A 13,030-nucleotide genomic window follows, 5' to 3' on the forward strand; every position below is an offset into this window, starting at 1 on the left:
GTTTAAGTGGCTACGCCAAAGAACTTCAGCGATATCCGCCATACCCATCGGTGCACCAGGGTGACCAGAGTTAGCTTGTTGAACACCGTCCATACTAAGAGCACGGATGGCATTGGCGAGTTCTTTATTAGAAACAAGGTTACGGGAAGACATGTCTGCTCCTGAGTGCATTAAGCGAATTCAAATTAACGGAAATGGGCTGAAAATAGCGCGGCTATTCTCTCAAAGCACTTTTCTCACTGCAAACGTTTTACTGGAGAAATAGTGCTCTTTAGCGCTTATTTTTAGGATAAAAAACCAAACTCCAATTTTTCATCTAAATTTAAGCAAACGTTTGGTTTACAGACAGGCGTAAAAATAACTTGTAATTCGACCATTCAAAACTAGAATAGACGTCTAGATGTAGAAACACCTACATAAACTAATGAATAACGATGGTGAGCGAAGCTTGCCATAGTCCAACGATTAAAAGTGGAGCTCTCATGGTTAAGCACCTGTTTACTTCTGAATCCGTTTCAGAAGGCCATCCAGATAAAATTGCAGACCAAATTTCTGATGCAGTTTTGGATGCGATTCTAGAACAAGACATCAAAGCGCGCGTTGCTTGTGAAACTTACGTGAAAACCGGCATGGTCATGGTTGGTGGTGAAATCACTACCTCTGCATGGGTGGACATTGAAGAGCTTACTCGCCAAACCGTTCGTGAAATTGGTTACGTCAACTCAGAGATGGGTTTCGATGCCAATTCTTGCGCCGTTTTGAATACCATTGGTAAACAGTCACCTGATATCAACCAAGGTGTTGATAAGGCCGATCCTAAAGAACAAGGCGCCGGTGACCAAGGTATTATGTTCGGTTACGCGACCAACGAAACTGAAATCCTGATGCCAGCACCGATCACCTACGCTCACCGCTTGATGCAAAAACAAGCAGAAGTGCGTAAAAATGGCACGCTTTCTTGGCTACGTCCTGATGCAAAATCTCAAGTTACCTTCCAATATGACCAAGGTAAAATTGTCGGAATTGATGCAGTCGTTCTTTCAACGCAACATTGCGACTCTATCTCGACAGCTGACCTACGCGAAGGCGTCATGGAAGAGATCATCAAGCCAGTGTTGCCAGCCGAGTGGCTTAGCAAAGAGACCAAATTCTTCATCAACCCAACCGGTCGTTTTGTGATTGGCGGCCCAATGGGTGACTGTGGTTTAACTGGTCGTAAGATCATTGTTGATACCTACGGCGGCGCAGCGCGTCACGGTGGTGGTGCATTCTCTGGTAAAGATCCATCAAAAGTAGACCGTAGTGCAGCCTACGCGGCGCGTTATGTAGCGAAAAACATCGTAGCGGCAGGCCTTGCTGACCGCTGTGAAATTCAGTTGTCATACGCCATTGGTATTGCAGATCCAACCTCAATCATGGTCGAAACCTTTGGTACTGAGAAAGTATCACAAGAGATCATCATTGAAGCGGTACGCCAGCACTTCGACCTACGCCCATACGGCCTACAAGAAATGCTCAATTTGCTGCAACCGATCTACAAGAAAACCGCCGCTTACGGTCACTTCGGCCGTGAAGAGTTTCCTTGGGAAGCGACTGACAAAGCCGCCATCCTGCGTGACTTTGCTGGCTTGAAGTAATTTTCAACCTAGTTTAAATTTGTAAGCCCTTGCTCATTCGCAAGGGCTTTTTTCTAGGAATGAATCTGTGCCTAATTTTGAGCTACATTACCGTGCGCAAGTAAAAGCAAAACAGTGCATCACAACCGCTCGTCACTATTTTCAACACGACTTCCCTATGCCGAGTATCAGCTATCAGTTACGGGGAAAGGCGGCAGGTAAGGCTTATTTACAACGTTGGGAAATCAGACTGAATCCAGTGCTGTTTGCTGAAAATCAACGCGCCTTTCTCGATGAAGTGATCCCACATGAAATCGCCCACCTAATTACCTACCAGCGCTATGGTCGCGTTCGTCCACACGGTAAAGAGTGGCAGGCCGTGATGAATCAAGTGTTTCATTTACCAGCCAATACCACTCATCGCTTTGAAGTCTCTTCTGTGCAAGGCAAAACCTTTGAATATCACTGCGCTTGTGCGCATTATCCGCTCACTGTCCGTCGTCACAATAAAGTGATGCGCAATCAAGCCACCTACCGCTGTCAACACTGTGCACAAACGCTCCATTTTACTGGCGTGCAGCTTTCATAAATAAACTTTGGTTGCTGCTACTTGAATCCACAGCGGTGTGGTTACACCCATCTACAATTAACAACAAAAACATCATTTATTATTCTTTAATCTGAGTGTTAGACTAATAAAAACCATACTTATATCAGTCTAAATGATGTCCTATTTTCGCTTATTGCTTGTGAATAGCAGCTTAGCTTTGTTCTCGTTTTGTGCCCTAGCTGCGCCTCCCGCTTCCTTTTCTCAAGCTAAAAAAGAAGCATTGAAAATCTATCATGATCATCCAGTGAGCTTTTACTGCGGTTGTGACATTGCATGGCAAGGTAAGAAAGGCACGCCCGACTTACAAGCTTGTGGTTACCAAGTTCGCAAACAACAAACTCGCGCCAGCCGTATTGAATGGGAACACGTCGTCCCTGCTTGGCAATTTGGCCACCAGCGCCAGTGCTGGCAGCAAGGTGGACGTAAAAATTGCACCAAAAATGATACTATTTTTCGTTCGATGGAAGCTGATCTCCACAACCTGACGCCGGCGATTGGCGAAGTTAACGGTGACCGTTCAAACTACAATTTCAGTCAGTGGAATGGCGTAGAGGGTGAAAGCTATGGCCGTTGTGAAATGCAGGTCGATTTTAAACAACGTAAAGTCATGCCACCCGATAGAGCACGTGGCTCAATTGCTCGTACCTATCTGTACATGAGCCAAAACTATGGCTTTCAGTTATCCAAGTCCCAAACACAACTAATGCAAGCTTGGAATCGCCAATACCCAGCCGATGAGTGGGAATGCAAACGCGATCAGCGAATTGCCAAAGTTCAAGGCAACCACAACCCATTTGTGCAGCAACAGTGCCGTTCATAAGGTACTTTTTGTGGGCCATTTTCGTGATTGAAACTCGCCCTTGCCCCTTGTTTTTTCAGTGTAAAGCATCCATGTTAATGGCTATTAAACGTCAGGTAGGAACTATCCATGCGTATCCCTAGAATTTATCATCCGACTCCTCTTCAACCCTCAAGCATTATTGCTCTCAATGATGATGCGGCTGGGCATATTGGCCGGGTGTTACGCATGCAAGCGGGCCAAGAAGTACTGCTTTTTGATGGCAGTGGCGCGGAATTCCCAGCGGAAATTACCGAGGTCAGCAAAAAAAATGTGCTGGTCAATGTGTTGAAAAGAGTCGAAAGCAGCTGTGAATCGCCTCTTAATTTACACCTTGGGCAGGTGATCTCGCGTGGAGACAAAATGGAGTTCACCATTCAAAAATCGGTCGAACTTGGCGTCAATACCATCACGCCTTTGATTTCTGAACGTTGCGGCGTGAAATTAGATGCCAAACGTTTTGAGAAAAAACTTGAACAGTGGCAAAAAATTGCAATCAGCGCTTGTGAGCAGTGCGGCCGCAATATAGTGCCGCTGATCCGCCCAATTATGCAGTTGGAAGAGTGGTGTGCCGAACCCAGTGATGCGCTCAAGCTCAACTTACATCCACGTGCGAAGTATTCGATTAATACCCTGCCTCAACCCATCAATAAAGTCCGTTTGTTGATTGGCCCTGAAGGGGGCTTATCAGAATCAGAAATTAGCATGACTGAACAGTACCATTTTGAAGAAACCTTGCTAGGCCCACGCGTACTGCGTACTGAAACTGCGGCCTTAACGGCTATTACTGCTCTTCAAGTTCGCTTTGGCGATCTTGGCTAACCGGAGAAAAACAATGATTAAACTTGGTATCGTCATGGACCCTATCTCGTCCATTAACATCAAAAAAGATTCCAGCTTTGCCATGTTGCTAGAAGCGCAGCGTCGTGGTTATGAAATCCACTATATGGAGATGAATGATCTACACTTAGATCAAGGTGTCGCTTTTGCCGATACCAAAGTGGTGACATTGAAAGAAGATCCGAACGGTTGGTATGAGTTTTTATCTGAGCAAACTATTCCACTGGCTGATCTCGATGCAGTGTTGATGCGTAAAGATCCGCCGTTTGACACTGAATATATCTACGCAACCTACATTCTAGAACGAGCAGAAGAAGCAGGAACATTAATCGTCAATAAGCCGCAAAGCTTACGTGACTGCAATGAGAAACTGTTTACGGCATGGTTCCCTGAACTAACGCCAACCACCATAGTGACGCGTAAAGCGGAAAAAATTAAAGCCTTCCGCGCGCAACATGGTGATGTGATTTTAAAACCGTTAGACGGTATGGGCGGGGCATCTATCTTCCGCGTTAAAGAGGGTGATCCAAACGTATCTGTCATTATCGAAACATTAACTAACCACGGCCAAAACTACTGTATGGCGCAAACTTTTGTACCTGACATCAGCAACGGTGATAAACGTATTTTAGTGGTCGATGGTGAACCAATGCCTTACTGCCTAGCGCGAATTCCGGCACAAGGTGAAACCCGTGGCAATTTGGCAGCTGGTGGCCGTGGTGAAGCGCGTCCGCTAAGCGAAACCGATAAAAAAATTGCTCAAACTATTGCTCCAACATTGAAAGAAAAAGGCTTAATCTTTGTCGGACTTGACGTTATTGGCGACAAGCTCACTGAGATCAACGTGACGAGCCCTACGTGTATTCGTGAAATAGAGGCCGCCTTTGATATCTCAATTACCGGTAAGTTGATGGACGCGATTGAGCGTCGAATCAACAAGTCATGCTGAACTGGGCAAACTCTTGCCCAGTAATTTGCGATAGGTTGGAGGCAGTATGAATCTTACAAATCATTTTTTAGTCGCCATGCCAAGTATGAGAGACCCTTACTTCAAGCACAGTGTTATTTACATCTGTGAGCACAATGAAGAAGGGGCGATGGGCTTGATGATTAATGTGCCGATTGATATCACCGTGGGCGGCATGTTAAACCAAGTCGATGTTGAGCCAAGCTACCCGAAGCTTCAACTTGATAGCCTAAAAAGGCCCGTATTGAATGGCGGTCCTGTTTCTGAAGATCGCGGTTTTATCCTACATCGACCGAAAGATCATTATGAATCCAGCATCCGTATGAGCGATGACATTGCCGTCACCACATCGAAAGATATTTTAGCGGTACTGGGCACGGATGCCGAACCAAGTCACTATCTTGTGGCTCTGGGTTATTCAGGCTGGGAGCCGGGTCAGCTTGAGTTAGAGCTGGCTGAAAATTCTTGGTTAACCATTGAGGCCGATCCAGATGTTATCTTTAATACGCCCATTCACGATAAGTGGAATCAGGCGATTAAAAAACTCGGCATTGACCCCATCCAACTCTCAGCGCAAGCTGGGCATGCTTAACTTTTACGGCTCTAACCTTTACTACGGCTCTAACTAGGTAACGCGCCTTTTTAGAGCCTTTATTGCACCATTCAAGATACTGATTATGACATCCAGAACCATTATGGCTTTTGACTTTGGCACCAAAAGCATCGGCAGCGCGATTGGCCAAGAAGTTACAGGCACCGCATCGCCACTTAAAGCCTTTAAAGCCAATGACGGAATTCCACATTGGGAAGAGATCGAAAAGCAGATCAAAGAGTGGCAACCCCATTTATTGGTGGTAGGGCTACCAACAGATTTGCACGGCAAAGCACTAGAAACCATTACCCCACGAGCCAAAAAATTTGCGCAGCGTTTACACGGGCGCTTTGGCTTAGCCGTCGAGATGCATGACGAACGGCTTTCAACCCGGGAAGCCCGCGCCGACTTATTTGCCATGGGCGGCTATAAGGCGCTGAGCAAAGGCAATGTCGATTGCCAATCAGCTGTAGTGATCTTAGAGAGCTGGTTTGAAGCGCAATGGGGCGCGTAACTTAACCTCGCGTAACTTAACTTTAATACAGCGGCGCAGCACAATCCCGAATCGAGTTCGGGATTGTTCATCTTAAACTGCGACTATTCCATATCAATCTGCACGTTATCCAATGTGCCACTGCTGATCCCTTCGCCACGCTTTGTTTTTAACATTAAACGTAAATCGTTAGCCGAGTCAGCGCTGTGCAGTGCATCTTGTTCACTGATTTTGTCCTCAACGACCAGTTGATACAGTGCTTGGTCAAAAGTCTGCATCCCCACTTCTTTTGATTTGCCCATCGTCGCTTTCAATTCGTGCAGATCACCGCGGCGAATCAAATCGGAAATTCGAGGACTGTTGAGTAAAATCTCAAACACACCATGTCGTCCCTTGCCATTTTTATCGCGGATCAACTGCTGCCCCACGACGCCTTTGAGGTTCATCGACAGATCAAACAAAAACTGCTCTTTTTGCTCTTTAGGAACCAAATGCAAAATTCGCTCAAGCGCTTGGTTGGCATTGTTAGCATGTAACGTTGCCATACATAAATGACCTGTCTCGGCAAAGGTCATCGCATATTCCATCGTTTCACGTGAACGGATCTCACCAATTAAAATCATATCAGGGGCTTGGCGCAGCGAGTTTTTCAGCGCCACTTCGTAACTCTCGGTATCCAACCCCACTTCTCGCTGGGTCACAATGCAACGCTGATGCTCATGCACAAACTCAATCGGATCTTCCACTGTTAAAATATGCCCAGTTCGGTGCGAGTTACGATAGCCCGTCATGGCCGCCATGGTGGTCGATTTGCCCGACCCCGTCGCGCCGACCACCAGCACCAGCCCACGCTTTGCAATCGAGAGATCTTGCAACACGCCCGGTAACTTTAATTCTTCAAAAGTGGGGATATGAGTTTCAATACGGCGGATCACCGCACCGGGCAGCTCACGCTGAAAAAAAGCACTGACACGAAAACGGCCAATCTCTCTCACCACTGCAAAATTGGCTTCACGTGTGCGTTGAAATTCACGGCGGCGATCCTCATCCATCATGGCATCTAACAACGCCATCACCTGCGTTTGGGATAACTTTTCGCCATGAGCTCTTAACTCTCCATCGACGCGAAATAACACTGGCGCTCCTACGGTGAGGTACAAGTCGGAAGCTTTTTGAGTCAACATACCCTCAAGACATTGGTTCAGTTCCATGAGCTCTCTCTTAAAATGGTGATGAATTGACTTCCAGTTTTTTCTGCACTTCTTCTTGATCGACAATACCTTGCGCAATCAACTGTTTGGAATTCTGTTCCATGGTTTGCATGCCATGCGCCGCACCCGTTTGGATAATGGAGTACATCTGCGCAACCTTATCCTCGCGGATCAAGTTACGAATCGCTGGAGTGGCAAGCATAATTTCATGACATGCGACGCGGCCCCCACCTAAACGTTTTAGCAACTTTTGCGCAATCACGGCTCGCAATGATTCAGAGAGCATTGAACGAACCATCTCTTTATCACTACCGGGAAACACATCAATGATCCGGTCGATGGTTTTCGCCGCAGAGCTGGTATGTAACGTGCCAAACACTAAATGCCCGGTTTCAGCCGCGGTTAACGCTAAGCTGATGGTTTCTTGATCGCGCAGCTCACCGACCAAGATTACATCCGGATCTTCGCGCAGCGCCGAGCGTAGCGCCGCTTTAAAACTGTGGGTATCTCGGTGTACTTCACGTTGGTTAACCAAACATTTATTGTTGCTATGCACAAACTCAATTGGGTCTTCAATGGTTAAAATGTGTTTGTTGTGATGAGAATTAATGTAATCAACCATTGCTGCCAGTGTGGTCGACTTACCCGACCCTGTTGGCCCAGTCACCAGCACCAATCCTTTCTCATAATTGGCGATTTTATTAAAAATGTCAGGCGCTTGTAGTTCTTCCAAGGTTGGGATCACCGTTGGAATCGTCCGGAAAACCGCAGAGCAGCCACGAGATTGATGGAAAGCATTGACACGAAAACGCCCTACATTAGGCAGCTCAAATGAGAAATCCACTTCCAGTTTCTCTTCAAATTCACTACGCTGAGCATCGTTCATGATCTCAAAAATCAAACGATGCACGTCAGCATGAGTAAAAGCAGGCACTCCGAGCTTTCTTACTTCACCATCTATCCGTACCATAGGTGGAACACCTGCAGATAGGTGTAGATCCGAAGCGTTGTGCTTTACACTAAAATCCAGTAGCTCAGCGATATCCATTTAATTTCCTTAGTAAAGTCAGGCTATGAGTAGTATTCAACAAAACATTGAACAGATCACTTCACAAATTGAAAGTGCACAACAAAAGTGTGGACGCGCTCGAGAGAGAGTGCAACTTTTAGCGGTCAGTAAGACCAAACCTGTCGAGGCGATTCTAGAAGCGGCGCGCGCTGGGCAACGTTTATTTGGTGAAAACTATGTGCAAGAGGGCGCGGATAAAGTTCAATACTTCAATACCTTGCACCCCGAACTGGATTTAGAATGGCACTTTATCGGCCCAATTCAGTCCAATAAATCGCGCATTGTGGCCGAGAACTTTGCTTGGGTGCATACGGTGGATCGAAGTAAAATTGCCCAGCGTTTAAATGATCAACGCCCAGCAGGCATGCCACCACTACAGGTCTTGATTCAAGTCAACACCAGCGGCGAAAGCTCGAAATCGGGCATTGGTGAACACGAAATAGTTGAGTTGGCAGAGTTGATATCCGCGTTACCCAACCTCACGTTAAGAGGACTGATGTCTATTCCTGAGAATGTCCCCGATTACGCTGCGCAACTTGCCGCATTTCAAAAACTGGCGAGCTTACAAGCGCAATTGTCTGAACGGTTTTCAGGGTTAGATACGCTCTCAATGGGCATGAGTGGCGACATGCAAGCGGCGATTGAAGCTGGTAGCACTATGGTGAGGATCGGCACCGCTATTTTTGGTGCGCGTGATTACGCTTAGCACTGGCTTATCTATCAACCACATAATAATCAATCAGCGACAAGCAATTAGAGGTCAGCAGATGCAGCAGAGAAACATCACTTTTATCGGTGCAGGCAATATGGCCAAAGCAATTATTGCAGGCTTAGTCGCCAGCGGTTATCCAGCTGATAGAATTACCGCGACCGCACCGTCAGAAACAAGACGCAAACCACTGGAAAGTGCTTATGGCATTCACACCACCAGCGATAATCTTGCCGCAGCGCAGCAAGCCGATGTGGTGGTACTGGCGGTCAAACCGCAGTTGATGGCCAGTGTCTGTCAACCTTTGCAATCCATTGATTTTAGAAATAAGTTGGTGATCTCCATTGCAGCAGGTGTTTCTGCAGCGCGCCTTAATGAGATGCTGGCAACCGAACTACAACTAGTACGCGCCATGCCCAATACACCTTCGCTGATCAATCGAGGCATGAGCGGTCTATTTGCCGCTCCAAGCGTATCAGAGCAAGACAAACGCTTTACCGCACAATTGCTACAAGCCGTTGGTGAAGTGTGCTGGGTTGAAAACGAGTCCGCCATTAATGGTGTCATCGCCGCCGCAGGCAGTGCGCCTGCCTACTTCTTTTTGTTTATGGAAGCGATGCAAAATGAAGCCATCGCTCAAGGCTTTGATAAAGAAACGGCCCGTTTGTTAGTACAACAAGCGGCGTTAGGCGCAGCCGAAATGGTGGTGGCAAACCCTGAGATTGAACTCTCGACATTGCGTGAACAAGTGACCTCCAAAGGCGGCACCACCGCCGAGGCGATTCGCACCTTTAACGAGCATCAACTTGCCAATATCGTTGCACAAGCGATGCAAGCGGCCGTAACTCGTGCACAAGAAATGGAAAAACTGTTTTAATCCTAGTGGCGTTTCACTAAGCTATAGCGCAAAAGCGCAAACGACACTCTACTCATATTAAGGGCTAGCTATGAATTCAATGAGTTTTTTGATCTCCACCCTGTTTGATCTGTACATCATGGTCGTAATTTTACGTATCTGGTTACAAGCAGCGCGTGCCGATTTCTATAACCCATTCTCCCAGTTTATCGTCAAAGCAACACAACCTGTGGTTGGCCCACTGCGCCGAGCGATTCCATCCATTGGTAGCCTAGATTTGGCCACGGTTCTCTTTGCGTACGTGCTGTGCGTATTGAAATTTATTGCCTTAATGCTGGTGGCATCGGGTGGTGCAGTTAGTTTTAGCGTCTACTTTTTATTCTTAGGCTTACTCTCGTTAGTCAAAGCCGCTGGCGGTTTACTGTTCTGGGTGCTGTTGATCCGCGCTATTCTTAGTTGGGTTAGCCAAGGCCGCAGCCCGATTGAATACGTATTCCATCAATTAACCGAGCCGATGCTTGCGCCGATCCGCCGTATCCTACCAGCGATGGGTGGTTTTGATTTAAGTGTATTGGTGCTGTTTATTGTGCTGCAGTTTGCTAACTTCCTAATGGGCGATTTTATTGGCCCAGTATGGTATCAGTTGTAATGTCATCTGCTGTTTGGCAAGAGGGAGAGGATCTAATCCTCAAGCTCTACATCCAACCCAAAGCAAGCCGCGATAGTATCGTCGGCTTGCATGGTGAGGAACTCAAAATTGCCATCACCGCACCGCCTGTTGATGGCAAAGCCAACGCGCATTTAACCAAATTCTTGGCCAAACAATTTAAAGTCGCCAAAGGTTTAATCGAGATAGAAAAAGGGGAATTGGGACGTCATAAACAAGTCCGAATTCATTCACCTCAAGTGATACCACAGCCGATTGAAGCCATCTTGTGATGGCTTTTTATTTAGCCCACTCTGTTTTGTAAGGAGCACCACATGCGTAAATGGATGATAGCGTTTGTTATAGCCTTTATTTCGCTACCCACACTCGCCGAGCAGTTTCAAACCATCAAGAATGTTGAAGTTCACTACTCAGCTTTCAACTCAACATTTTTAACGCCACAAGTGGCGCGCAGTTATCAGTTAAAACGTAATGGTTACTCGGCTATTTTAAACATCAGCGTATTAGATAACTCGGCCTTAGGTAAACCAGCTATGGAAGCGACACTCAAAGGCAATGCGAAAAACCTAATCGGTCAGGTACGTGAACTTGAATTTAAACAATTCAAAGAGGGCAACGCGATTTATTACCTCGCTGAATTCCCCATTACCAATGAAGAGAATTTGAGTTTTGACATTGAGGTTGATGCGGGCTTAAAAGGCACCGGTAAGCTTAAATTCACCCAAAAATTCTACGTCGAAGAATAGAGAAATAGTGCAATGAAAAAAATAGTATTAGCCACAGGAAACCAAGGCAAAGTGCGCGAAATGGCTGATCTGCTGGTTGATTTCGGTTTTGATGTAGTGGCGCAAACAGAATTAAACGTCCCAGAAGCCGAAGAGACTGGCACCACCTTTATTGAAAATGCGATCATCAAAGCACGACATTCTGCCAAAATCACTGGCTTACCTGCGATTGCCGATGACTCCGGCTTAGAAGTGGATTATCTGCAAGGTGCTCCGGGAATTTACTCGGCGCGCTACGCTGGTGAAAATGCCAGTGACCAACAAAACCTAGAAAAATTATTAGCGGCAATGGAAGGTGTACCAGACGAACAACGCACCGCTCGTTTTCATTGCGTGCTGGTTTTCATGCGTCACGAAAATGACCCAACACCATTGGTCTGCCATGGTACGTGGCAAGGTCGCATCTTGCACCAAGCTCACGGCAGTAACGGTTTTGGTTATGATCCGATCTTCTTTGTCCCTGAAGATAACTGCGCTTCAGCTGAACTGCTACCTGCACGTAAAAAGCAGCTTTCACATCGTGGCAAAGCGCTAAAAATGCTATTTAAAACCTTAAGCGAGCAAAATTCATAATGTTGCAACCACCCGCGCTGAGTTTGTACGTGCACATCCCGTGGTGTGTACAAAAATGCCCCTATTGTGATTTTAACTCTCACGCGCTAAAGCACGATATTCCTGAACGTGAATACATTGATGCGCTATTGGAGGATCTCGATACCGATATCGCCAAATACCGCCTTGCAGACCATCCCCGCCCATTGCATTCCATTTTTATTGGCGGTGGTACACCGAGTCTTTTTTCTGCTGAAGGTATTGCTCGCCTGCTGCAAGGCATTGAAGCGCGTATTGCGTTTAAGCCTGGGATTGAAATCACCATGGAGGCCAACCCGGGCACGGTAGAAGCTGACCGTTTTGTTGGATATCGACAAGCAGGGGTGACGCGCATCTCGATTGGTGTACAAAGTTTTGAGCCACAAAAACTGGCACGTTTAGGGCGAATTCATGGTCAGCAAGAAGCGGTTAATGCCGCTCAATTAGCTCATCAAATTGGCTTAAACAGCTTCAACTTAGATTTGATGCATGGCTTACCCGATCAAAACTGTGAACAAGCGCTGGCCGATTTAGACAAAGCGATTGCACTAAACCCGCCTCATCTTTCTTGGTATCAACTGACCATTGAACCTAATACGGTTTTCTACTTTAAACCGCCTACTTTGCCAGATGATGACGCACTGTGGGATATTTTCGAGTTGGGTCACCAAAAATTGGCCGCCGCTGGGTACGTGCAGTATGAAATTTCTGGCTATAGCAAACCCGGCTATCAATGCCAACACAACTTAAATTACTGGCGCTTTGGTGATTATCTAGGGATTGGTTGTGGCGCGCATGGCAAGCTCAGCTTTAACGATGGGCGTATTGTACGCACCACTAAGGTGAAGCATCCGCGTGGCTATCTCAATTTACTCAAACCTTACTTGGATGACGAATTTGAAGTCGCCGCTGCGGATCGCCCTTTTGAATTCTTCATGAACCGCTTTCGCTTGATGGAACCTTGTCCGAAACAAGACTTTGTTGAAACAACTGGATTAAGTTTAAGCGTGATTCAACCAACGATAGATTGGGCACTAGCCGAACACTATTTAACGCAAACCGAAAGTCACTGGCAAATCACAGAAAAAGGAAAACTGTTTCTTAATGACTTGCTCGAAGCCTTTATGGCTGACGACTAAAAAGATAAACCCAAGAGATTGGCTAACCTAATCGGTAGCCAATCTTT

General features: G+C 46.5%; 17 protein-coding genes. 14 read left to right on the forward strand and 3 right to left on the reverse strand.

Going from position 1 to position 13,030, the window contains the following annotated elements; all coding sequences use genetic code 11:
- A partial coding sequence (locus DD616_RS17445) for a thiamine pyrophosphate-binding protein (protein WP_194552844.1) occupies window positions 1-153 on the reverse strand: 153 nt, incomplete at its 3' end.
- Window positions 154-482: 329 nt separating this feature from the next.
- On the opposite strand from DD616_RS17445, the gene metK reads away from it, so the two are divergent.
- The 7 genes from metK (at window position 483) to ruvX (ending at window position 5,977) form a co-directional block, all read left to right on the forward strand.
- Entirely contained in the window at window positions 483-1,637 is a 1,155-nt protein-coding gene (gene metK, locus DD616_RS15700; protein WP_026027375.1) for a methionine adenosyltransferase, read from the forward strand.
- Window positions 1,638-1,704: 67 nt separating this feature from the next.
- Window positions 1,705-2,205 carry a SprT family zinc-dependent metalloprotease gene (locus tag DD616_RS15705; RefSeq protein ID WP_017045505.1) on the forward strand — a complete coding sequence of 167 codons (501 nt, stop codon included), beginning with the start codon at window positions 1,705-1,707 and terminating at the stop codon, window positions 2,203-2,205.
- A 133-nt stretch (window positions 2,206-2,338) separates the two neighbouring features.
- Window positions 2,339-3,046: a deoxyribonuclease I gene (gene endA / locus DD616_RS15710; protein WP_013857813.1), complete on the forward strand. Its 708-nt coding sequence runs from the start codon at window positions 2,339-2,341 to the stop codon at window positions 3,044-3,046.
- Between the two features lie 108 nt (window positions 3,047-3,154).
- The gene (gene rsmE, locus DD616_RS15715) at window positions 3,155-3,886 is read left to right on the forward strand and encodes a 16S rRNA (uracil(1498)-N(3))-methyltransferase (RefSeq protein WP_013857814.1); all 732 of its coding nucleotides are present in this window, start codon (window positions 3,155-3,157) and stop codon (window positions 3,884-3,886) included.
- Between the two features lie 13 nt (window positions 3,887-3,899).
- Window positions 3,900-4,853: a glutathione synthase gene (gene gshB, locus DD616_RS15720; protein ID WP_040122940.1), complete on the forward strand. Its 954-nt coding sequence runs from the start codon at window positions 3,900-3,902 to the stop codon at window positions 4,851-4,853.
- Window positions 4,854-4,899: 46 nt separating this feature from the next.
- Window positions 4,900-5,463 carry a YqgE/AlgH family protein gene (locus DD616_RS15725; RefSeq protein ID WP_013857816.1) on the forward strand — a complete coding sequence of 188 codons (564 nt, stop codon included), beginning with the start codon at window positions 4,900-4,902 and terminating at the stop codon, window positions 5,461-5,463.
- Between the two features lie 85 nt (window positions 5,464-5,548).
- Window positions 5,549-5,977, forward strand: coding sequence for a Holliday junction resolvase RuvX (gene ruvX, locus DD616_RS15730; protein WP_017045508.1), 429 nt, complete (start codon window positions 5,549-5,551; stop codon window positions 5,975-5,977).
- 83 nt (window positions 5,978-6,060) lie between these two features.
- Here the strand turns inward: ruvX and DD616_RS15735 are convergent, their stop codons facing one another.
- Complete coding sequence (locus DD616_RS15735; protein ID WP_017048293.1) at window positions 6,061-7,167, reverse strand: PilT/PilU family type 4a pilus ATPase; 1,107 nt, start codon at window positions 7,165-7,167, stop codon at window positions 6,061-6,063.
- Window positions 7,168-7,177: 10 nt separating this feature from the next.
- Entirely contained in the window at window positions 7,178-8,215 is a 1,038-nt protein-coding gene (locus DD616_RS15740) for a type IV pilus twitching motility protein PilT (protein WP_013857819.1), read from the reverse strand.
- Between the two features lie 25 nt (window positions 8,216-8,240).
- On the opposite strand from DD616_RS15740, the gene DD616_RS15745 reads away from it, so the two are divergent.
- From DD616_RS15745 to hemW, 7 genes are all read left to right on the forward strand, one after another.
- Complete coding sequence (locus tag DD616_RS15745; RefSeq protein ID WP_017048292.1) at window positions 8,241-8,942, forward strand: YggS family pyridoxal phosphate-dependent enzyme; 702 nt, start codon at window positions 8,241-8,243, stop codon at window positions 8,940-8,942.
- A gap of 61 nt (window positions 8,943-9,003) precedes the next feature.
- A complete protein-coding gene (gene proC, locus DD616_RS15750; RefSeq protein WP_040122939.1) occupies window positions 9,004-9,822 on the forward strand; it encodes a pyrroline-5-carboxylate reductase in 819 nt (272 codons plus the stop codon).
- A gap of 70 nt (window positions 9,823-9,892) precedes the next feature.
- Window positions 9,893-10,450: a YggT family protein gene (locus tag DD616_RS15755; RefSeq protein WP_010320643.1), complete on the forward strand. Its 558-nt coding sequence runs from the start codon at window positions 9,893-9,895 to the stop codon at window positions 10,448-10,450.
- Window positions 10,450-10,740, forward strand: coding sequence for a DUF167 family protein YggU (gene yggU, locus DD616_RS15760; protein WP_026028229.1), 291 nt, complete (start codon window positions 10,450-10,452; stop codon window positions 10,738-10,740). Before DD616_RS15755 ends, yggU begins: the two co-directional genes overlap by 1 nt.
- Before the next feature lie 42 nt (window positions 10,741-10,782).
- Entirely contained in the window at window positions 10,783-11,214 is a 432-nt protein-coding gene (locus DD616_RS15765; RefSeq protein ID WP_013857823.1) for a DUF4426 domain-containing protein, read from the forward strand.
- A 12-nt stretch (window positions 11,215-11,226) separates the two neighbouring features.
- Window positions 11,227-11,826, forward strand: a complete 600-nt coding sequence (locus tag DD616_RS15770; protein WP_208871905.1) for an XTP/dITP diphosphatase — start codon at window positions 11,227-11,229, stop codon at window positions 11,824-11,826.
- Window positions 11,826-12,983 carry a radical SAM family heme chaperone HemW gene (gene hemW, locus DD616_RS15775; protein ID WP_019282295.1) on the forward strand — a complete coding sequence of 386 codons (1,158 nt, stop codon included), beginning with the start codon at window positions 11,826-11,828 and terminating at the stop codon, window positions 12,981-12,983. Before DD616_RS15770 ends, hemW begins: the two co-directional genes overlap by 1 nt.
- Window positions 12,984-13,030: the final 47 nt, after the last annotated feature.

The organism is Vibrio anguillarum (assembly GCF_003390515.1).
GTDB lineage: Bacteria > Pseudomonadota > Gammaproteobacteria > Enterobacterales > Vibrionaceae > Vibrio > Vibrio anguillarum.

What these genes read in the sequence shown, in the direction of transcription:
- hemW (WP_019282295.1), top strand. Translation starts at nt 11,826, where the DNA reads ATGTTGCAACCACCCGCGCTGAGTTTGTACGTGCACATCCCGTGGTGT.
- DD616_RS15765 (WP_013857823.1), top strand. Translation starts at nt 10,783, where the DNA reads ATGCGTAAATGGATGATAGCGTTTGTTATAGCCTTTATTTCGCTACCC.
- metK (WP_026027375.1), top strand. Translation starts at nt 483, where the DNA reads ATGGTTAAGCACCTGTTTACTTCTGAATCCGTTTCAGAAGGCCATCCA.
- gshB (WP_040122940.1), top strand. Translation starts at nt 3,900, where the DNA reads ATGATTAAACTTGGTATCGTCATGGACCCTATCTCGTCCATTAACATC.
- DD616_RS15735 (WP_017048293.1), bottom strand. Translation starts at nt 7,167, where the DNA reads ATGGAACTGAACCAATGTCTTGAGGGTATGTTGACTCAAAAAGCTTCC.
- DD616_RS15755 (WP_010320643.1), top strand. Translation starts at nt 9,893, where the DNA reads ATGAATTCAATGAGTTTTTTGATCTCCACCCTGTTTGATCTGTACATC.
- DD616_RS15770 (WP_208871905.1), top strand. Translation starts at nt 11,227, where the DNA reads ATGAAAAAAATAGTATTAGCCACAGGAAACCAAGGCAAAGTGCGCGAA.
- DD616_RS15725 (WP_013857816.1), top strand. Translation starts at nt 4,900, where the DNA reads ATGAATCTTACAAATCATTTTTTAGTCGCCATGCCAAGTATGAGAGAC.
- DD616_RS15745 (WP_017048292.1), top strand. Translation starts at nt 8,241, where the DNA reads ATGAGTAGTATTCAACAAAACATTGAACAGATCACTTCACAAATTGAA.
- rsmE (WP_013857814.1), top strand. Translation starts at nt 3,155, where the DNA reads ATGCGTATCCCTAGAATTTATCATCCGACTCCTCTTCAACCCTCAAGC.
- yggU (WP_026028229.1), top strand. Translation starts at nt 10,450, where the DNA reads ATGTCATCTGCTGTTTGGCAAGAGGGAGAGGATCTAATCCTCAAGCTC.
- proC (WP_040122939.1), top strand. Translation starts at nt 9,004, where the DNA reads ATGCAGCAGAGAAACATCACTTTTATCGGTGCAGGCAATATGGCCAAA.
- endA (WP_013857813.1), top strand. Translation starts at nt 2,339, where the DNA reads ATGATGTCCTATTTTCGCTTATTGCTTGTGAATAGCAGCTTAGCTTTG.
- ruvX (WP_017045508.1), top strand. Translation starts at nt 5,549, where the DNA reads ATGACATCCAGAACCATTATGGCTTTTGACTTTGGCACCAAAAGCATC.
- DD616_RS15740 (WP_013857819.1), bottom strand. Translation starts at nt 8,215, where the DNA reads ATGGATATCGCTGAGCTACTGGATTTTAGTGTAAAGCACAACGCTTCG.